At 58.4% G+C, this 21,135-nt stretch carries 19 protein-coding genes; 2 read left to right on the forward strand and 17 right to left on the reverse strand.

Features of this window, described 5'->3' with window-relative positions; translation table 11 throughout:
* Positions 1-145 precede the first annotated feature (145 nt).
* Both JNL86_10510 and JNL86_10515 read left to right on the forward strand, forming a co-directional pair.
* Positions 146-1,039 carry a DUF3473 domain-containing protein gene (locus JNL86_10510; protein MBL8043335.1) on the forward strand — a complete coding sequence of 298 codons (894 nt, stop codon included), beginning with the start codon at positions 146-148 and terminating at the stop codon, positions 1,037-1,039.
* A gap of 143 nt (positions 1,040-1,182) precedes the next feature.
* A complete protein-coding gene (locus JNL86_10515) occupies positions 1,183-1,761 on the forward strand; it encodes a hypothetical protein (GenBank protein MBL8043336.1) in 579 nt (192 codons plus the stop codon).
* A 67-nt stretch (positions 1,762-1,828) separates the two neighbouring features.
* On the opposite strand, the gene JNL86_10520 is transcribed toward JNL86_10515, so the two are convergent.
* The 17 genes from JNL86_10520 to JNL86_10600 form a co-directional block, all read right to left on the reverse strand.
* On the reverse strand, positions 1,829-2,485 hold the full coding sequence (locus JNL86_10520; GenBank protein ID MBL8043337.1) for a peptidylprolyl isomerase: 657 nt from the start codon (positions 2,483-2,485) through the stop codon (positions 1,829-1,831).
* Positions 2,486-2,516: 31 nt separating this feature from the next.
* Positions 2,517-3,224 (reverse strand): ribonuclease III, encoded by a 708-nt coding sequence (rnc, locus tag JNL86_10525; GenBank protein MBL8043338.1) that lies wholly within the window; start codon positions 3,222-3,224, stop codon positions 2,517-2,519.
* A 26-nt stretch (positions 3,225-3,250) separates the two neighbouring features.
* Complete coding sequence (gene fabF / locus JNL86_10530) at positions 3,251-4,501, reverse strand: beta-ketoacyl-ACP synthase II (protein ID MBL8043339.1); 1,251 nt, start codon at positions 4,499-4,501, stop codon at positions 3,251-3,253.
* A gap of 12 nt (positions 4,502-4,513) precedes the next feature.
* Positions 4,514-4,747 (reverse strand): acyl carrier protein, encoded by a 234-nt coding sequence (acpP, locus tag JNL86_10535; protein ID MBL8043340.1) that lies wholly within the window; start codon positions 4,745-4,747, stop codon positions 4,514-4,516.
* A 100-nt stretch (positions 4,748-4,847) separates the two neighbouring features.
* Positions 4,848-5,591 (reverse strand): 3-oxoacyl-[acyl-carrier-protein] reductase, encoded by a 744-nt coding sequence (gene fabG / locus JNL86_10540; GenBank protein MBL8043341.1) that lies wholly within the window; start codon positions 5,589-5,591, stop codon positions 4,848-4,850.
* 28 nt (positions 5,592-5,619) lie between these two features.
* Positions 5,620-6,573 (reverse strand): ACP S-malonyltransferase, encoded by a 954-nt coding sequence (gene fabD, locus JNL86_10545; protein ID MBL8043342.1) that lies wholly within the window; start codon positions 6,571-6,573, stop codon positions 5,620-5,622.
* 109 nt (positions 6,574-6,682) lie between these two features.
* On the reverse strand, positions 6,683-7,660 hold the full coding sequence (locus tag JNL86_10550) for a ketoacyl-ACP synthase III (protein ID MBL8043343.1): 978 nt from the start codon (positions 7,658-7,660) through the stop codon (positions 6,683-6,685).
* Positions 7,657-8,688, reverse strand: coding sequence for a phosphate acyltransferase PlsX (plsX, locus tag JNL86_10555; GenBank protein ID MBL8043344.1), 1,032 nt, complete (start codon positions 8,686-8,688; stop codon positions 7,657-7,659). The genes JNL86_10550 and plsX overlap by 4 nt, the downstream gene beginning before the upstream one ends.
* A gap of 151 nt (positions 8,689-8,839) precedes the next feature.
* Entirely contained in the window at positions 8,840-9,025 is a 186-nt protein-coding gene (gene rpmF, locus JNL86_10560) for a 50S ribosomal protein L32 (GenBank protein ID MBL8043345.1), read from the reverse strand.
* Between the two features lie 38 nt (positions 9,026-9,063).
* Positions 9,064-9,657, reverse strand: coding sequence for a DUF177 domain-containing protein (locus JNL86_10565; GenBank protein MBL8043346.1), 594 nt, complete (start codon positions 9,655-9,657; stop codon positions 9,064-9,066).
* 96 nt (positions 9,658-9,753) lie between these two features.
* Positions 9,754-10,011 (reverse strand): 30S ribosomal protein S18, encoded by a 258-nt coding sequence (locus tag JNL86_10570; protein ID MBL8043347.1) that lies wholly within the window; start codon positions 10,009-10,011, stop codon positions 9,754-9,756.
* A gap of 15 nt (positions 10,012-10,026) precedes the next feature.
* Positions 10,027-10,422 carry a single-stranded DNA-binding protein gene (locus JNL86_10575; GenBank protein MBL8043348.1) on the reverse strand — a complete coding sequence of 132 codons (396 nt, stop codon included), beginning with the start codon at positions 10,420-10,422 and terminating at the stop codon, positions 10,027-10,029.
* Positions 10,406-10,765 carry a 30S ribosomal protein S6 gene (gene rpsF, locus JNL86_10580; GenBank protein MBL8043349.1) on the reverse strand — a complete coding sequence of 120 codons (360 nt, stop codon included), beginning with the start codon at positions 10,763-10,765 and terminating at the stop codon, positions 10,406-10,408. Before rpsF ends, JNL86_10575 begins: the two co-directional genes overlap by 17 nt.
* A 179-nt stretch (positions 10,766-10,944) precedes the next feature.
* Entirely contained in the window at positions 10,945-12,564 is a 1,620-nt protein-coding gene (locus tag JNL86_10585; protein ID MBL8043350.1) for an ABC transporter substrate-binding protein, read from the reverse strand.
* Between the two features lie 10 nt (positions 12,565-12,574).
* The gene (locus JNL86_10590) at positions 12,575-13,132 is read right to left on the reverse strand and encodes an SCO family protein (protein MBL8043351.1); all 558 of its coding nucleotides are present in this window, start codon (positions 13,130-13,132) and stop codon (positions 12,575-12,577) included.
* A 37-nt stretch (positions 13,133-13,169) separates the two neighbouring features.
* Positions 13,170-15,146: a hypothetical protein gene (locus JNL86_10595; GenBank protein MBL8043352.1), complete on the reverse strand. Its 1,977-nt coding sequence runs from the start codon at positions 15,144-15,146 to the stop codon at positions 13,170-13,172.
* Positions 15,143-21,064, reverse strand: a complete 5,922-nt coding sequence (locus tag JNL86_10600; protein MBL8043353.1) for a hypothetical protein — start codon at positions 21,062-21,064, stop codon at positions 15,143-15,145. Before JNL86_10600 ends, JNL86_10595 begins: the two co-directional genes overlap by 4 nt.
* Positions 21,065-21,135 lie beyond the last annotated feature (71 nt).

The raw sequence follows: 21,135 nt of genomic DNA on the forward strand, positions 1-21,135 counted from the left end.
AACTTTGCTTTACTTCGTCGCGCGCTCATAGTATACAAAGCACGTCGAAAAGGGCAGCCGCTGTGGATTTCCCTCCACTGTCAACACAATCACCCTCGCCCCTTCCGGCTTTGTAGGCAAAACCCTACACATAAGGAACGCGACATTGCATTGCCTCACATTCGATATTGAAGAACATTTTCAGGTTTCGCGATTTGATTCCCCGATCCGTCGTCGGCACTGGGGAGCATTTGAAAGCCGAGTGACGGCCAACACCTGCAAGGTCTTGGAGCTGCTTGCCAGACATCAAACCAGAGCGACGTTCTTCGTACTCGGTTGGGTAGCGGAGCGGCACCCCGGCCTCATCAAGCAAATTGCCGAGTGTGGTCATGAAATCGCGTCCCACGGGTATGGGCATGAATTGGTCACCGCCCAAACACCGGAACTATTTCGAGCCGACGTCAGGAAGTCCAAGCAGCTCCTTGAAGATCTGACAGGATCGCCGATTCTAGGGTACCGTGCTCCTGGCTTCACGATCACTCGAGAAACGCTTTGGGCGCTTCCGATTCTTGCGGAAGAAGGGTACACGTACGACTCCAGCCTTGTTCCCATCCGGCACGAGCACTGTGGACTCCCTGGATCCGACCCCTGGCACCATTTGAAGCAGACTTCGTCCGGCCCCATTTGGGAAGTGCCTCCCTCCACCGTCAATCTTGGAGGAGTTCGTATTCCCATCGCGGGGGGAAGCTACTTCCGGCTGCTCCCCTTTGCGGCGCTCTGCGGGCAGATGCGCCGCATCGAAGCCAAAGGCCGCCCGTTGGTGATGTATTTCCATCCGTGGGAGCTTGACCCTCAGCAGCCTCGAATGGAAGGACCATTTTTCTCACAACTCGCGCACTACCTGAACCTGGACAAGATGGAATCGCGGATTACCACCCTCCTCACGAGCTTCCGGTTTGGTCCTATTTCCGAACAGATTGACCTCTCCCCGATTCTCCCCCTCGAGCCAACAGCCTTTCCGGCCGTCCCCCCGGCGGAGATCGCTCAGGACGTGGCTTGACCCTGCTCCCCGGCAAGCCTGCGCCTCCATCGTTCACGAAATATGGTACGCCATATCGGCAACACGTTGAGCCGAACGAGTATGCGTGTAGTGACTGGACGATTTTAGTACGGTAGGATCGACGCGGGAGGTGAGGGGGGCACATGATGGAAACGCAACGGACTATTCTTCAACGGCACCTGTTGCTCATGGCCGGTCTGGCCTTCGTATCCACGGCGCTACTTCTCTTCCCTTCGCCGAGTCTGAGCCAGACGCTCGAGGACACCGTGCAGTTCATCAGCGACATGGCGAATACGCACGGCTTTGTCCGCAGTCTCAGTTGTCGGAATCCCAAAGCAGGGAAACCGACGAAAATCACTGAGATATACAGCGTAATTCCCACTGGCACAAGACTCGGTACCGTCGAACTGAATCATGGGCATGATGAGGTCAACACCGGCTTCACCCATTTCGATCTGCACGATATCCAAACGATCGAGTATCAAGGTCAGGACACGCGGGACAACAATCTGGTCCTCTACGGCGTACGGCTCGCCTGCACGAGTACCGGCCCCTGCATCATGAAAGCCACCTTTTGCACTGGCGCCGTGGCTTCGCTTGAGGCGCAATTCGCGGAAGATACATTGCTGTTCCGTTCTGCGTCCCATGCGGAACGCATGACCAAAGCACTCTCCCACCTTCTCAGTCTGGTGCGAGCACAACAGCAGAATCAACCATTCTAAATTGATTGTCGATGAGTCCGAGTCGGCCGATCCTCACACGATCGACTCGAACTGTTGCCCCACCACTTCATTCGAGAAGCGTCACCGTCATCTCAACCCGATCAATCGGATTGTCACAGGGTCCTTTGTCTGCAGGACTCGGTGCTCCGGCCTGACACATAACTCTGGGCAAGGCCACGATTTTGTCGGCCACGCCGATACCTTTGACGACTTCTCCGAAAATCGTATATTTCCGGTCTAAAAATCGTGAGTCTTCCACGACGATAAAGAATTGTGATCCCGCACTATCCGGGTCTTGCGCGCGTGCCATCGACACCACACCTCGTTTGTGCGGCAGATCGCTGAACTCGGCTTTGACGTTCTGCCCAGGACCGCCTTGACCATAGGCCCCCTTTTTCAGGGAATCCTTGGTGTTCGGATCTCCCCCCTGAATCATGAACCCCGGGATCACACGGTGAAAAATCGTACCGTTGTAGAATCCGGTTTTGGCCAACTTGATGAAGTTGTCAACATGCTTCGGCGCCACATCGGGCAGGAACTTGATCTCAATGTCTCCAAACTTGGTCTTGATCACCGCACGCATGTTACCCGCATTTGTGACTTCGCCACCCGATGACGGGGCAGGGTCGGCGGCCCAACCGTTCCCCCCTAGGCCGACTGCCAGCACCACACCGAACATTCCCGCAAGTCTCAACCGGTTGCACCATTGTCCTCGTGCCATCATGCCTCCTTTCAACCATCCACGGCCGGCCGTGCTAGGCCGTTAACTGTGCCAGCGCTTCCTTCGCGGCCATCTGTTCTGCCTCTTTTTTGCTATGCCCACAGCCAATTCCCCGCATCACGCCCAAAATCGTCAGCTCAACTTCAAACACCTTTTCGTGGTCCGGCCCCGATTCCCGCACCGTCGCGTACTGCGGCAGACTATCGAAGCGCTTTTGACACAACTCCTGCAGCTGCGTTTTGTAATCGTCCATCCCCGGGCGAGCCCGTTCCGCACGCGCTGCCAGCAACTCTTCTTCCAACACCCGCAAGGTGAAGGCTCGGCTCGCCTCGAGCCCCCCGTCGAGATAGACGGCCGCGATCAATGCTTCGAGCGCATCGGCCAACAAGGAATGTTTTTCTCGTCCCTTCGACAGCTCTTCGCCTTTTCCCAAGCGCAAGAGTCGGCCCAGCTTCATGCGTCTGGCGGCCTTAGCCAGCGAAGCCTCACTGACGAGATGCGCTTTCAGCTTGGAAAGCCCCCCTTCATTGCTCCCCGGGAATTCCGTCGCGAGATATTCGCTCATGACCAGAGATAGGACGGCATCCCCGAGAAACTCGAGACGCTCGTTCTGGGTGCGCTCTTTAGTGCGCCGCTCGTTGGAATACGATTTGTGGGTCAGGGCTTCTTCCAAGAGCCGCGGCTGATGGAAATGGTAGCCCAACAGGCGCTGGACCGCCTCAATTGACGTTGCGGGCGTCATACCACCTGGCTCACACCCTGGAAGGATTACTGATCACACCTGCGAAAGATCAGGCAGGCATTGACCCCGCCGAAACCGAACGAATTCGAAAGGGCCACCTGGACCTGAGCTGGACGAGCCTGATTGGGCACGTAATCAAGATCGCAGGCGGGATCAGGATGATCAAGGTTGATGGTCGGAGGCAGGATGCCATGGTGCAATGCAAGAATGCTGAACACAGCCTCAATTCCGCCGGCGGCACCGAGTAAATGCCCGGTCATGGACTTCGTCGAACTGACGGGAATACGGTAGGCCTGCTCCCCAAACACATGCTTAATGGCCTTCGTCTCAATGGCATCTGCCATCGTCGATGTGCCATGGGCATTAATGTACCCAATGTCCGTCTTCGCGACGCCGGCATTCTTGAGCGCCATGTCCATACAGCGCACCGCGCCTTCGCCTTCTTCTGGCGGCGCGGTGATATGGTACGCATCACTGTTCATCGCATAGCCGATCAGCTCAGCATATATGCGTGCGCCGCGGGCACGGGCGTGCTCCAATTCTTCGAGGACCACCACCCCAGCCCCTTCGCCCAAGACAAACCCGTCACGATCCTTGTCGAACGGCCGGCTGGCCTTGGTTGGCTCACTGTTTCTGAAGGAGAGCGCTTTGGCCGAGGCAAACCCCGCGACACCCAGTGGGGTGATCGCCGCTTCCGCGCCACCGGCGATCATGACATCCGCGTCGTTCCGCTGAATGAGCCGATACGCATCGCCGATACAGTGATTGCCCGTCGCACAGGCCGTCACTGCGCAGGAGTTCGGTCCCTTTGCCCCAACCCGAATCGCCACTTGCCCTGAGGCCAGGTTGATGATCGTCATCGGAATGAAGAACGGAGAAACTCGGCCAGGCCCCTTCTCCTTCAGGACATCATGATAGTGTTCGATCGATCCCAGTCCGCCGATACCCGATCCGATGTACACACCGACTCTCGTGGCCTCTTCGGGCGCCACTTTGAGGTTCGCATCATCCACCGCAAGCTGGCTGGCGCCAACCGCATAGTGGATGAAGGTGTCCATCTTCTTGATTTCTTTTTTCTCGATGAACTGAGCCGGATCGAAGTCTTTGACTTCTCCCGCAATCTGCGCATCGTAACCGGTCGGATCGAATCGCGTGATGCGGCCGATACCCGACTCCCCGGCGCACAGCGCCTTCCAAGTCTTGTCTACCCCGGTGCCCAACGGGGTCACCAGTCCAAGGCCGGTTATCACGACACGTCTGACGGGTCGATCCTGCATAGGTAGCGTCCGTTAGGCCTTCTCTTTAATGTAATCCAACGCCTTGCCGACCGTGAGAATTTTTTCCGCATCCTCATCGGGGATCTCAATTTCAAATTCTTCCTCAAGCGCCATCACCAACTCAACGGTGTCGAGTGAATCCGCACCCAAGTCTTCGACGAAGTGTGCCTCAGGAGTCACCTCTTCTTCTTCGACCCCTAACTGTTCCGCAATAATTTTCTTCACCCGTTCATCTACTGTTGCCATGGACTTGCCCACCTCCTTCCCCAATCGTACTTTGCTGCCACAATCTCCGCCGGGACATCCGAACCGGCCACAGCCGATCCGGCGACCCGACACGCCTACCTTATACCATGAGCATGCCGCCGTTCACGTGCAACACCTGTCCCGTGATGTACGACGCGGCATCAGACACCAAAAACCGCACTGCCGCAGCAATGTCGGAGGGAAGCCCCAAGCGTCCCAATGGAATCTGCTTCTGCAAGGCATCCTTGACCTCCGGCGGTAACCCCTGGGTCATCGCCGTATCGATAAAGCCCGGCGCCACCGCATTGACCGTCACCGCACGGCTCGCATACTCGCGCGCCACGGTTTTGGTAAACCCCATCACCGCTGCCTTGGAGGCCGAGTAATTAGCCTGACCGACATTTCCCATCGCCCCCACAATCGAGGCGATGTTGACGATCCGCCCATATCGCTGCTTCGTCATTGGAAGGAGCACGGCCTTCGTGCAATGAAAGGTCCCGTTCAAGTTGACTTGAAGGACAAGATTCCAGTCCTCCTCCTTCATACGCAGCAACAATCCGTCCCGCGTGATACCGGCATTGTTCACCAGAATGTCGATCCGCCCCCACTCTTGCATCACCTGATCGGCCATGGCCTTGGCATCATTCCAATCGGCCACGTTGACCTTCACACTCAATGTCCGCCTTCCCAATTTTTGAATCGCCGCCACAGCATCCTGTGAACGAGCGGGATCGAGGTCCGCCACCACAATGTCGGCACCATCTTCCGCCAAGCCCTCCGCGATGGCGCGTCCAATCCCCTGAGCCCCACCGGTGACGATTGCTACTTTTCCCTGTAATGACATCAGCCTGTTCTCCGCAGCCTCTCCCGAACTACCCTTGCCCCTTCACACCTAAGGTCACCAGCGTGGCATCCAACGACTTCGGATCGTGGACATTCGCTGTCACCGCACCCGGAAGGATCCGCTTCACCAATCCGGTGAGGACAGTCCCCGGTCCGATTTCTACGAAGGTCGTGACCCCCAGCTGGGCCATCTTCTGCACCGATTCTTCCCATCGAACGGACGACGGCAGTTGTCGAACCAAGGACGCCCGGATCTCATCGGCCCGTTGCAATGCTACCGCCTCGGCATTATTCACCAAGGGCACGTGCAAGTCATGCCAGGACACCCCAGCGAATTCCGAGGCCAACCGGTCCGCCGCCTTCTGCATGAGCGGCGTATGCACCGGCACACTGACTGGGAGCGGGATCGCTTTTTTGCATCCCTTGGTCTTGGCGATCTCAATAGTCCGTTCGACGGCAGCCTTCTCCCCGGCAATCACGACCTGTCCGGGAGAATTGAAATTCGCAGCGGCAACCACTCCAGCCGGAGCGGCTTCCTGGCATGCAGCCTTGACGACCTCTGCAGACAAACCCAGCAAGGCTGCCACCAACCCCGTACCCGGCGGCACGGCCTCGGACATGTACCGGCCCCGTTTCTGGACCAGGGCGACCGCATCACGGAACGAGACCCCGCCCGCGGCATACAAGGCCGAATACTCGCCCAGGCTATGCCCGGCGACCGCCACTGGTTGTATACCTGCTGGTTCAAGGGCTTTCAGTGCTGCCGCACTACTCACTAACAGCGCCGGCTGGGTGTGTTCCGTCAGGTTCAACCGTTCAGCCGGCCCCTCGAAACAGAGTTGCGCAATGTCGTACCCCAGGATGGAGGAGGCATCGTCATAGAGGGCCTTCACGGTCGGGAACGCGTCATAGAATCCGCGTCCCATGCCCACCGACTGCGACCCCTGTCCGGGAAACAAAAATCCGATTCCTGAAGCTGTCATAGCCGCGTAAGGTATCGTAGAAACCATGCTCAATGTCAACGGGAAAAAGCTGGACGGGAGATGCCGGCTACACCCGCCGCGCCTGCCTCTCCTACCCACCCTATCGTCGCTACCAACGCACCAATGCCGAGGCCCAGGTGAGCCCCGCGCCGAATGCTCCGAACATCACCAACTGGCCATCCTTGACCCGCCCGTCACGCACGGCTTCGTCCAACGCGATGGGGATGGAGGCGGCAGACGTGTTGCCGTAACGATCCATGTTCAAGACCACTTTTTCGAGTGGCAGGCCCAGGCGATCGGCCACCGCCTTAATAATGCGCAGGTTGGCCTGATGAGGAATATACAGGTCCAGATCTTCCACTGAGAGATGGTGCGCCGCCAGGGTCTCTCGCGCCACATCCTCGAGCGTGCGCACCGCCACCTTGAAGGTTTCATTGCCCTTCATTTTGATGTACTGCGCCCGGTCGTTCATCATGGGTTCCGACGGTGGTATCCTGGTCCCACCACCCGGCACCACGATGAGATCGGAGAGGCTCCCATCGGAATGCAAATGCGTGGAGAGGATCCCTCGATCACCGTCTGACGCACTCACCACGGCCGCACCGGCACCATCCCCGAATAAAATGCAGGTATTGCGGTCGGTCCAATCGGTGATCGTGGACATCACTTCCGACCCCACGACCAACACATGGCGCATTCCGGTCCGAACATACGCATCGGCCACACCCAGCGCATAAACGAACCCGCAGCAGGCCGCAGACAAGTCGCAAGCCGCCGCGCGGGTTGCGCCCAAGCGATGTTGGAGCAGACAGGCCGTCGAGGGCAACGGCATATCCCCGGTGCAGGTCGCCAGGAGGATCAGATCGAGATCACTGCCGGACAGGCCGGCAGCTTTCAAAGCACGCTCTGCGGCAATCAGTCCCAGATCCGAGCAGGCCTGCCCTTGAGCCGCAATGCGGCGCTCACGAATCCCTGTGCGCTCGCGAATCCACTCATCGGAGGTCGCAACCAACTGTTCCAGGTCGGCGTTGGTCATCACCCGTTCGGGAGCATACGAGCCGGTTCCGGTGATTCGCGCACGTCTCACGCCTGCTTTCCTTCCGGCCGCTCATCCTGATGCCGCCGCAGACTCTCTTCAATGTCACGCTGAATCAACTCGTCCAGGCGGGTTTCAGCCAGACCCTTCGCCCGGCGAATGGCATTCTTGATGGCCTTGGCAGATGAGCGACCGTGACAAATCATCGTCGTCCCGTTGACGCCTAGCAGAGGCGCTCCGCCAAATTCGGCATAATCGATTTTTCGCTTCAGGTTCAGCAGCGGCTTGGCAATCAACGGATACGCCAACCGCCCAAGCCACGAACCCGAGAGTTCCTTCATCAGCAGCTTCTTAATGACATCTGCCACGCCTTCGGAAATCTTCAGAGCCACATTTCCGATAAATCCGTCGCACACCACCACATCCGCGCTTCCGCTGTAGACGTCCCGCCCCTCGATGTTTCCAATAAAGTTCAGCGGGCTGGCCTTCAACAACTTGAACGCTTCCTTGGTGACCTCGTTCCCCTTGCTGTCTTCCTCGCCAATGCTCAAGAGTCCCACGCGAGGGTTGGGCTTGGCATAGGCATGCCGGGCAAATTCATTGCCCATCAAAGCGAATTGCTCCAGATGCTGCGCCGAACAATCGACATTGGCACCCACATCGAGCATCACCGCGCTCCCCGTCAACGTCGGTAACATCGTGGCAATCGCCGGTCGCTCGACGCCCTTGATCAACCCCAACACGAAAAACGCCGACACCATGCTGGCGCCCGTGTTGCCCGGGCTCACCACTGCATCGGCCTCCCCAGACTTGACCAACTCGGTCGCAACCCAGATGGAGGAGTCCCGCTTCTTTCGCGCCACGGCGGCCGGCGACTCGTGCATCTCGACCACTTGCGGCGCATGGTGGATGGTGATCCGTTCGTCGTGACAGTTGAGTTTGCGGCATGCAGCGGTCAGCTCATCTTCTCTGCCGACCAGGATGATGCCGACACCCAGCTCCTGCGCGGCTTGCATCGCGCCTTCAATGACCGGGGCCGGTCCGTGGTCTCCGCCCATCGCATCGACGGCAATCTTCATATGCGGTGAACGGTCCACGGATAGAGAGGTGAAGAGTCGTGTAGAGACGCCCTGCCGGCCAGGCCCTGAACGGCCTCACGCATGACATGGCGTCGGATCGTGATCACGGTGGACGATTGTACCCGAATCACGTCAGGAAAATAAAACTCAGCTAGGATTCCTCGACGACGATCACGGCCTTGCCCTTATACGTACCGCAGTTCATACACGTATAATGCGGCAGTTTCAATTCGTGACACTGCGGGCACAGCGAAAACCCTGGAGGAACCAGCCTCATCTTGGCCGTTCTCCGCATATCCCGCCGAGATCGTGAATGTTTATGTTTTGGATTTGCCATGACGACTCCTTCAACGGGCACATGACCCGGTTAGCAAACTACGCGTTTCCACTCTGGGATTGGCGCCCCCGCAACATGCGGAACGGACTGGGCGCCTGCTCAGGCGGGCAACCACAGCGGCGCTCGTTCAAATTCTGTCCACATTGGGAGCACAGTCCGAGACACTCCTCTCGACACAAGGGCTGCATCGGAGCGGCCAGAATCACCTGCTCACGCAACATCGGGGCCAAATCGAGATGGTCCCCTTGGTACCAATACATTTCGTCTTCTTCGTCGGCTTCCTCCACAGGCTCGACCGGTTGCGCGTCGCGTCTCGCACGCTTCCGGCCCTGCTCTGCCGGAGCCGATTTAGAGGGAGCGCCGACCTGCGGAAGATACTCTGCATAGAGATTGACGTACAGAGGATCAGCATAATCCGCAAGACACCGGACACACTGTCGGATTGCCGTGCCCTCCAGCGTGCCGGTCACACTGATCGGACCGTCCTGCCTGGCGAGTTCCAGGTGAATATCGAGCGATCCCTCGAACGTGTCTTCCGACTCATTCAAACCCAACTGTGCCCCTGTCGCCGCACACGACACAGTCAAGCCATCCGGGCCGATATCGGCAATCGCTGGGTTGAGCATATCCATGGGCATGGTCATCACAGAAAGCACTGCCGCTAACCGAGACGGACGAGAGACTACGCCGCCGAGTGATCCAAGACGAACCAACAGCAACCCCTCGCCTTACCGCTCTTCTGCGAAACTGACCAGCGCAATCTGTCGCGCCCGCTTGACCGCCACCGTCAACACGCGTTGGTGCTGCAGGCAATTGCCGGAAATGCGGCGTGGGACAATCCGTCCCCGCTCGGTCAAAAAATTCCGCAAGAGGCCGATGTCCTTGAAATCAATCGGGGCTTTGTCGACGCAAAACCGGCACGGTTTCCGGCGCTGAAAAAACCGACCGCCGCCCCCTCCGCTGTTTCCACGATCTCCTCGTTCCATGATCGCCTCCGTCTCCTACAACTGTTCGTCTTCGTATGAAGGTGGTTCTTCATGAAAGCCGCCGCCCTCGCCTCCGGCCTCGCCACGCTTCGGTAGAAAGGTCACACCTTGGGCCACGACTTCGTGCTTGCTACGTTTCTGGCCGTCTTCCGTCTCCCACCGGCGCTGCTGCAGACGCCCGTCGATGATCACCCCGTTGCCTTTGCTCAGGTATTGCCCACAATGTTCGGCCTGTTTGCCGAAGACGACGATGTCGATGAAGCAGACTTCTTCCTTCAGCTCCTCGCCTTGCTTGAAGCGTCGACTGGTCGCCAAGCCGAAACTGGCGACCGGCGTCCCGCTTGGCGTATACCGCAGCTCAGGATTCCGGGTCAGATTTCCGACCAGAATAACTTTATTGAACCCCGCCAACGGTGGCTCCTTGTGCGGCTGGTGTGGCCACGGGGGCGCCTCTGGGCGGAGCAGGCTCCTGCTCCAATTTCACCGTGAGGAACTTGATGATGGAGTCTTCAAGCCGATAGGCGCGTTCTAGTTCGGCGATAGTCGAACCAGGCCCCTGGAAATAGAAATACACGTAGGTGCCCTTCCGTTCACGCTTGATTTCATACGCAAGCTTCTTGCGGCCCCAATTCTCGGCCCGGACGAGGTTGGCGCCGTTCTTTGTCACGGTGCCCTTCATCTTTTCAATCAGCGCAGTGGTTTCTTCGTCGCTTAAAGTCGGACGAATAATGAACAGGGACTCGTAGAGCTCCATGCAGATTCCTCCTGAACAATGGCCCCCATTCGCAGATGGGAGCGAGGTGTAGGCATGCCGGTCCAGCCGACATGAGCCGTGGAAAATATCATACGAATTTCAAACCTGTCAACCATGCCGCTCCCCCGAGACGCTCTCTGATCGGTCGTTTCACAGCTCCGACCTTCCGGGATGAGGCGTCATGGATCCCCTTCCGGCATCATCCAATCCGTCAATGGTGAAACGTACGGCGGATTTTGGGTCAGACCGACAACTTTTGATGCCACATGTCCCAAACGACGCTGCGCTCCAAACGTCACGGAAAACCCTGCACCGGTGTCCTGGTCGAGAAATGTCTCCAGCGCTTCAATGACCGCATGACGACTGAGGTCTCGACCAGCCCGCTTGAGTGATTCGCCCAGCACCGATACGGCACCCTGGCTCATACGAGCAAAGCCGACACTTGTTACGGTAGCCTGCTCACTCAACGCCCGCAACGATGTCAGCTCCCGCTCCGTAGGAGGGTCGATCGGGGTTACGAGCACTACCCGCGAGCGAAGACCGGACGGAACGGTATGAGCGTGTGCGCCCACCATGCCGATCGCACTCAGCACAATCGGCGAAAGTTCCCGACGGGCAAGTTCATTGGCCATCGAGACAAGACCTTCTCCGTCTCCTATGAACAGGACGGCATCGATTCCCTGCTGTTCCAATTGCGTGACAAGAGCCACAACATCCTGGCGCCCTTTTGAATATTCATAATTCATGGCTAGATTCAAGCCATGATGCCGAACTTGCGCCAGCGCCCCCCGCAACGCCTCGCCGTTTCCTCCCCCGTTCCTATGCACGAGTGCCAAACGAGGCTGTGATGTGCCCGTGAGGGCCTTCGCTCGGGACGCAAAAAAATCGAGCAATGATCGGAATTGAAGATCGAAACCAGGCAAGGCATAAAATAGGGAAGGGCTAGGCGGATCATATAGCTGGGGGGATTGAGTCAGAGGAAAAATCGAGGGGATATGGTACTGCTCCAGGCGCTCACGGGCGCCTACCTCTCCCGCCGGCTCAAAGCTTCCCACGAGGGCGAAGACGTGATGTGTCTCGATGAGGCGAGCAACGGCCTGCTCCGTGAGTGCAGGCTCCCCCCGGGAATCTTCCACAATCAACTCGATGTGCCGGCCGTACACACCCCCCTGCTCGTTCAGACGCTGTATAGCCCCTCTCAAGATCGCGGCCACATCCTGGCCTATCCGTGCAAGCGGCCCCGTCAAGGGGAGCGCCGCTCCGACCGTGACAGCAGTCGCGGTCACTCCGAGATCCGTGTCCGACTCCCCTCCGATCCGGTTCAAATACGCGATCACCCCTGCCAATTGGTCGGAGGTTAGCTGATACCGCGGCATACTCGGGTGTAACGCATGGTGGGACGCATCAATGCCTTGCGTGATGGCGTTCGCCAGCCCCTCGTCCGTGTATCCGGGACGAGCCCCTCCGGCACTGACACCTTCCCGCGCCTGCCTGAGCGCCAGTGGCGTGAGAGGAGGGACTCGCAGCCCCCCCTCTTGCGTTCCCTGTCCACGGTGGCCATGACACCCCGCGCACCGAAAAAGAGTCGGCGGCAGGCCTCCCTTGACTCCCTCCAAGCTCACGCGAACATGATCCGCATGTCCGTCCGCGCCATACTGATAGAAATCGCGCCCCTGCCGCTCCTGTGGCGTGAGCGGATCGATCCATGCCGCGGTCGAAGGCCGCACCATACAACACACCACCATGAACAGGCCGACGGTAACACAGACTCTGGGCACTCGGAGCAGTCGACGAGCCATGATGCAGGACCTATTGAGCGACGTCAGAGGGAATGGGGTCGGGTCGGCCGACGGCAGCGTCGAGGCGTTCCATTACCATCGGAACAGAGGCCTCGCCGTACAGGCGCGTCCATGTCCCAGCGGCTTCGTTTCCAATGACCACGATGGCCGGATGGTCCGCTTTGTTCGATGCGAAGACCTGCAGGGATGCCAAAATGCGGGCGACATCTGCCGGGGTGCCGGTGAGGAAGCGCCATCCCTTCCCCGCGCCAAATTGCGCGGCATAGGCTTTGAGTCGGGACGGCCGGTCGTGGACGGGGTCGACAGTCACAGATAGTAGGGTAACCGGTTGGTCCGTTGCTCGTACCCGGTGGTACACACCGCTCAGCAACCCGGTTGCCGCAGGGCAACTGGTGTTACAGGTCGTGTACATGAAGTTGATGACCACAATGTTCCCCTTCACCAAATCCTTATAGAAGCGGTGCGCGATACCGTCTTGGTCGATCACCTCGACATCGGGAATGGAAGGCAGGGTGACATCGGACCAGGCCGGCGCGGCAACCGCGCTACACAACCACACCATCATCATGACGGCAACGTTCCTCAGCCTCATCAAGCACATGCCCTCATGGCTTTCCCGCCTCTCCCAGAGCCTCCGGAGAAGACGACATCGGTGGCCCGACCGTGAGCAGAACGGGACGGCTATCTGCAAAACGCACCTGCCTGGAGGATGATTGCACCAGCACCCGATATTCTCCCGCATGCGGAAAAGACTGTGTGATCACATAGTGTCCGGCGTGTTCTTCTTTGGCCCACCGTCGTTGTTGCCATGTGCCCGGCGGCTCGAAGAGCAATACCTGCACGTCATGGAGTCCCGTGACCGGCTCCTGAGTATCGGCATCCAGCAAGTCGAACGACAAGGAGGCTGGAACGTGCGCCGGCACGAGTTTGCCCTCAAACCGCACCTGAATACGTCCCGGTCGAGCGCTCGGCTCCCCGGCCGTGGACATCGGGGATTGCTGAACCGCCACCTGAAAACAGTGGGACACGCGAGGTTGGTCAAGTAACACGGGAACGTCGAATCGACCGGAGTGCGGAAGCGTCACGGTCGCCTGGTACACCCCGGGAGTCAGCTCTTTCAGGCTTCGATCCAGCACGAGGATGCCACGCGGCATCCGACGGTAATTCGAAAAGGTCCCCGTCGGAGCCATCATGCCTTCCTGATAATAATGGAGCGTCGCATCCGGTGCATTGGCGATCATCACGGCATTGCCTTCGGGTGTCGCGACAATCATAGGGGCAACACCCAGTTCCTGCGGCGCGGCACTCGGCGCTTGCCGTCCGGCCTGCACATCCAGTGGAGCCAGCTTTCCCTTCCGAGCCTCACGGAGATCGAGGAGGGTGAACTTTTCCGATTCGATGCCACGCACATAGGCATACCGTTGCGTGAACACGATTTGATCCGGATCTTTGACCACCTTCGTGGTGGCCGTCACCGTGTTCGTGGCGGTATCGATGATGGACAGGCTGCTCTCGACTTGATTGACGGCAAAGACAAAGCGCCCCTGAGGCTCCACAGCCAAGGCGACGACGCCCGGCGCCAGGGACATCTGAGCGACAGGGCGATGTGTCGAGGGATCAATCGCCACAATCTCCGAGCCATTGACCCCTCCGACGTACATCCGACGGGCAGCGCTGCTGTAAGTCAATGCCACAGGTGTCTTGCCGACCGGCACCGACGCCACAGGCGCCAAGACCTGGGTATCGATCACCGACACCGTGTCGCTCTGGCTATTCGTCACATACATGAATCGACCGTCGGGAACAGCCGCCAATGTATGAAGTCCTCGTCCTACCGTTATGGACTCAAGGAGCCTGTGGTTTTCCCCGTCAAGCACCGCTACCTGATGTGTTCCGTCCAGGCCGACCCAAAGCCGGCGGCTATCGGGCTCCCAGAGGATTCGTCCCGGGCGTGCTCCCTCTCCAACGGCAATGGTCTGGGTGAGCTTGCGGGTTCGCGTCTCGATCACCGCGACGGCGTCTGCATCCGGAATCGTCACATACAGATACGTCTGATCGGGACTGAGGACCCAATCCGCCCCGACACCTGGCAGCGTGACAAGACTTTCCAACTTGGTCGCGCTAAACTCCAGCTGCGGGTCGATCACCGATACCGTCTTGTCGTGATTCAGCGTCACAATCACATAGCGATTCAAGTCGATCTCGGCGCGGGCACTCAAGCGTCCACCGGCCAGCCGACGGACCTTCTCGTAGCAGGTGACTTCATCAGCCGCCATCTCAGAAGGCCGACCCGTCATCCACCCCTTTGGACGTATCCCCACCACAGGAGATCCACTCCTGGCATCCATGAGCGCGACCCTGACCGTGGCGAGTTGACCGGCGGTCAACTCCTTCCCGGTTCCCGATGCGCTGTTCAGAGGAGCAACGGTCAGCTCAATTGCGAGACCGTTCTGTTCATACCGTTGCACAGCAGAGGGCAGCGCAGACTCTGTTGCGCCAACTACCACAGGGGCTGCTGCGAGCAGAAAGGTCGGAATACTTCCGCTCGCCGCGACCAGGAAGTTGCGTATGGTTTGTCTCATGGTTGCGTAACCGGAGTCTCGTTCGACGCCTGAACTTTGCACAGGTCCGACGAGGCCACTTTGCTCGTCTCATACCCGAAGAGATTTCCGGCCCAGGCCCAATCCGGTTGATACGAGCGCAGCCCGGGGTTCTCCTCAACTCGGAAGATGCCCCACAATCCGCCGCCGAACATGAACCCCTCTTGCGTGCGGTAGAGATAGTCGCCCGGAACCTTACAATCCCCTCCGGCCGTTGTCAGAATGTTCACGTTGCGGCCCGGCCCAATGCCTCCGGCCGATCCGACTCGCGTCAGGCCATCCTGATTCCAGCCCATGGTTTTCGACGCATCGATCCATGGACTCGGCACCCAGTCGTGGCCGAAAACGGTGAAGCCGTGCTGCCGTGGATGCCCTCCTGGATGTACCACCCGGAACCGCACCGGCTCTCCGGCCTTAGCGGTAAAGATCGGCGTTTCAGGATCACAATATTTTTTCCCCATAAAATCAGCCTCGCACCGGAAATGCGGAACCGTGGAGCTCAAGACATTCGACCAATCGAACTGGCTCATCGTCTCCGGCTCATCGGCTGCATTGGCGCCTAATCTCGCCCAGAGCGGCTCCGAGCGATAGTTGAACCCCTTCTGCCCGGAATCTTCGGAGTCGTCCCCGTTCCGAAGATTGGGAATGGGCTGCCCATACTGCTGGACGCTCAGGTTGTCCTGATACAGCAGCACCATTTCTTTGAATCGATACAACTGTCCGGAGTCCACCTTGGGCTCGACGGGGCAGACCCGGTGTTTCAGATGTCTCCCCTGCCGGCCTGATGCCGACTCCGGCTTCCAATAGGTCACCACCGCTTCGGCGTTGCCCGTCGACGGCACGGTCTCCCAGCGCGAGCATTGCGGCTCGATGAGTAAGGCGCCGATCGCCCCGTGGGACGCATGTTTGATGACATCTCCCATATCCTGCAAGCCGATGGCTCCAAACTCATGCGGGATGCCCACGATGCGAGTCCCCTTCTCATTGGTCACGATGTCGCCGGCGTACCAGAGGTAGGTCTTGCTGGCACCCGGCGCGACGGTGGAATCATCATTGAGTCCCACATGCGCACCGTCGCTCTTCAGCAGGTTATAGTCCACCAGCTGGGGGTGTAATCCGACCCGGCTCGACGAACGTACCTGATTAAACGAGAACCCCGAGACGATCGGGGGTACCATGTTGTAGCTCCAGGTTTCCGGATGATCGGGGCCATCCTGCATGACCGCAGGGAGGTGGTTGGTCAGGGTGACACGGATGCAGTCGCCGGCCCGGGCGCGAAGGATGAGCGGCTCCGACCGCTTGCTCCCCGATCGCAGCATGGCTTTCTCGCTGGATTCCACGAAGATAATCGCATTGGGATCTGCAATACCGAAATGCTCGTTGTAGAACAGCTTTCCGCCTGGTAACAGGTCCTTGGCCAACCAGGCTTCCACCTCGTAAGAGCGGGATAGCAAGGTCTGACCGCCCTTCTGACAGAACGCCTCCAGCGCATCGGTCGGCGCGGCGTTCGATCCCGCGTCATCACCGGCGTCGTCATCTGAGACCTCCAGCCTTTCGCGATCCAACAGCTCGTCGAGATTCTGCATGAACGCCGACGCCAGGACATCATGCGTTTTCTCCGTATTGCCCGGCAAGCGAACAAGGCCCTGTTCATCCTCCGTACGGGGATAGACACGCATCAGTCCCCACTGACCATCCCACAGATTGTCCGTCGCGGCTGAGGAGTAGAGATGATCGATCGGTTTGCGCTCGCCTGCTCCGCCGAGCGATTTGTTTCCATCGCTTCGGCCGAACGGCATAAAATCCACCACGCGATCGTTGAATTCGAAATGCTCGGAAATCCCGATAGTCTGGGCATTCACATAGCCTGTGTTCAGACTATCCGGCTGGGCCAGCCATTTGGAGCCATGCATCGTGAAGACATGTTGTTCCTCCTGGGCTCCCTGAATCAGCCGAATCTGAACGTGATCGCCTTCATAGGCTCGCAGGAGCGGTGTCGCCGGATCACCTGGCGTACGCCCCTTACCGATAGGCTCGGTAAACAGACGCTCGTCTACAGACTTTTGTTCCTTATGAACAGTTGAACTGAACACATGCGCCAGATCACCGCGCTCCTGATCGACGGGCAACTGCGTGAACTGATTGCCCGCTTTGTCCTGCGTCGCGATGCGCAACGGAATCGGTTCGTTCCTGTAATTGATCAATTGGGTGCCGGGATCTTTTGTCGAGATGCCTTCCGGCACAGGAATACGGCCGGGGAGAATAGGCGTCTGTAACCCACCTTCGATCTGACTCGGTGGGTTCACCGGTTGATTCTCCTTGTCGTAGACAATCGCAAAATCCGCAAAGGCCAGATTGAATTCCCGGCCGGTTCGATCGGCGTCGATACTGCCCTTGGAATCGAGCGCGTCACTGCACACGACCCCGTCCTTGCCCGGAGTGATGCAGGTCTTACCGTGACTTCGCACGATCACGTTCGCGGCATAGGAGGTCGGACCGCCGTCCTTGCGCCCATTCACCGGCTCAGGAACACCTGTGGCATCGGTTCCCCCCATCACTCGGCCATCCGGGAAATACCATTTTGAATTTCTCGGCTCGACCACCAGCGCGGCATAAAACCCGTGGTGCTGATGCGAACTCGGGCCGAAATGGTCGTGAGTGAACACCGTGCGCATCGTGCGATCTTTGGTGCCCTTGTCGCCAGGCTTTCCGTTCAGCACCGGGTCCGCCCACCATCGCTGCGTCGTGGTCTGCGCTCCACACCAGGGATGACCGACAGGATCGTGATCATCTGCCTCTTTTCCGGTGATATCGCTGCACAGACCGCGGGAGTCCCCTGCCATGGCGCCGTTCTCAGTGGCTCCGAGTTGTCCTTTACGAAGGAAGAGCCGATGGGTGCGAGGCTTGAGCCGCTGCGCGGGATTCGTCTTGTTGTAGGCCTGGATTCTTTCCCGCACTTCATCGGCAGCCAAGGTGCCGTCTTCATAATTCCATCCATTGCCCGATCCATCCGATGATGTGACGTCGAACTTCACCAGATGAATGTGCTGACCGATCGTATCGGTCGGCGTATAGACTTGAAAATCATCCAGGTTGAGATTGCTCGGGATCAGATTCGTTGCGTGAAAAACCACGCACTCCCCAGACTGCGCCCGGAAGAAGAGTGGCTCGGTGGGACGATTCCCGTCCAAAGTTTCTTTGACATCTTGCTCCAAGACCGGGAAACGGGCTTGCGGGTCATGCCAGCCCGATTTATTGACCGTCATATTCATCTGGATATAGACGGCACGATATTCGCGCGTCTTCACATCATGAACATGACCCTTTTCGTCAACGAACTGCTTGGGGCAAGGGTTTGAGAACGGGGCTCCTGACTTCCCGTCTCCGCGCTCGGCATCGGCGACATTCCCCCCACCGTTCACATGGAACAACACCCGCGTTCCGTGAAGGTCATCGCAGACGCCGTTGGAAAGACAGGTCACATAGCCAGGTGCTTCCCAGTTATAGGGGGTATACGTCCAGCCCGGAGCGCCGGGGCGAACGGCAGAAGTGCCGTTGACCTGAGCCATTCCGGCATGAAACTTCATCGCCCGTTGTTCGTTGGGCGTGCCGGCGGTCGAGATCACATCTAATTTTGCCGTGACCAATTCACGCGCCAATCCGACCAAATCCTTATCGGCATTCTGTGTGGATACGCGCGAAGCAATATGAGCCGACTGCTGTCGTCCTTTATCAAATAGGTCATTGTTCATCGGCGGAGCCTGTTTCATCTCCTGAGGCCCATGCGCATCCAGGGCGTCATGTACCGTGCCGTCGGCCACCACGTGGCGGCGAAGCGTGCCCACATCGTCTCCGCCTTCCAGATCAAGCGGCGGTTGCGGGGGCCGATGGCCCGGTTTCCCGGCAATGTAGAACGGGTAGCCTCGAAAACTCTTTGAACTATCTTCAATCTCTTTTCCATCTTTGGTCTTTTGCGTCACTACCATCGGCATAGGAGGTAATGGAGTACGCGGCAATGGAACAATGGCGGGGTTCGGCGTCCCTTCTTCGATTTCGGCATCGGGAAGATTGCGCCACCGAGGATTGTTGTTGGTTTCGCTGATCGTTTCTTGAGGGTCAAATGCTCCCTTTCCGAACAAACCATCCTCAAACACGTCGTGTGTCCGCCAAAGTTCCCACATCCCTTGCGCAAAATGGGGATAGAGGTGGCAATGGAAAATGGAATCACCTGGCCCGAGATTCCGGTTGCCGGACCCGCCGTAATGCACCTCGTACGAGAAGGTCGTACCAGGTGAAATCGTCTGTGAATCCAGGTAGTGCGAGAGAGGATCGTGCTTGTCTTCGACCCATTGGTGCGCATGTAAATGGAACACATGGGTTTCTTTGGGGCCCGCATGCATGTTCCGGAAGCGGACCGGGTCGCCGAGATAGGAGTGATGCACATTAGACGGATCATCAGGATACCGCGCCCGCGTGACGAACCGTCCATTGCCGTCCTTCTTGTACGTCCCGTCTTTCTCCCGTTCGTATCCGACCACCATCGCCGGATCGCCGTTGACCCAGGAGGTGAGGAAAAATTCTTCGAGTTTGCATTCCACACAATCCCGCGCCGGGCCAAGCTTGTTCCGATTGGCCACGACGAGAGATCCCACACCAGAGGCGCCGTAGTTGATCCCCATGCCGTCGCGGAGCGAATTCAGGGGAGAGCCTTCTTCTCTGAGTTCGTCGAAAGCTTGCACGGCAGTGATCTCATCGTGAAAAATCACGGTAAATTCACGATACGGTCTCCCGCAGGCATTGCCCTCACCCATTTTTTCACAACCGTCCTCTCGATCGATATCGACCACCGCATTCAGATCCGAGTGGACAAGTTCGCAGCGGCGACGGTCTTGCGGATTACACTTGAGCATATTCAGAATCGGGTCGCCCGCATGTGGCTCGCTCTTATACGTCGCGTCATAGTCGATGATCGGCTGGCCGAATTTCGTCGGCTGCGCATGGCTCGCCGCGCTCAAATCTTCATGGGTCACCTGGGAGCGATACCACTTCGCGCCCCTTGGTTGCACATTAATCGCGCCGAACAGGCCTAACCCGACCTGTCCACCGTCTCCCTCGCCACCGGCAGGCGCCCCCATGGAATAGAGGAAAAATGTCCCTTCCTTTTTGGCGTACCAGGTGTAGGTTCTGGTTTCACCGGGTGCCGCCAGTGCGCAGAGATTCGCGCCAAAATCGCTTCGGTTCGAGGAGCATCGGCCGTCTGTCTTCTTGCCGCTTCCATCGTGCCATCCATTACGACCGACATTCGCCCCCTGAGAATCGATAGAATCCACCAGACTTAATCCGTTCACATGCATGGAGGCGTGCCGGGTAGACGGTTCGTCGCTGTCGCTGACAGCCGTCACTCGCTTGTCCGGCCGGGTAAGCCGTTTTTCCGGATCAAGCATGACTTCCTGACCGTTCGTTTCCGGAGAAAGCAGGTTGGTGAACGTGACCTGCAAGCAATCTCCTTCATTGGCCCGAAGTACCAACGGGCGTGGGCGCTTGTCGGATCGCAATTTGACGTTTCCGGCTAGGTCGATATCGGCAGGCCCGTGCTGAAGGGAGATCGACTGTTCCTTCTCGTCCGACCAACTATCCAAATCTCCATTGAGGAGATCTTTCTCATCGGTAGGAACAACATCCCGCCGCAACGCATACATGATGCCGGCCGGATTAAATGCACCGAACCGGTTGTAGTAATACACCTGGTCCAACGCCACCACCTCAGCCGTGATGGTCCGCTCACAGGCCGGCTTCACCACTTGCTGGGATTCCGGCATTTTCGGCTTGGCACAGCCCCACCAGATGAGTGACAGGCTGAGAATCGCCGTGGTTTTGATGACCACCCCGATTCGAGACACATTCCACCCAAGACTTGTTCGAACGGGACGAACCACGCTCACAGGCGTTTTAGCGATCACATGAGAAGGCG

The sequence above is a fragment of the Nitrospira sp. genome (genome assembly GCA_016788885.1).
Lineage (GTDB): Bacteria > Nitrospirota > Nitrospiria > Nitrospirales > Nitrospiraceae > Nitrospira_A.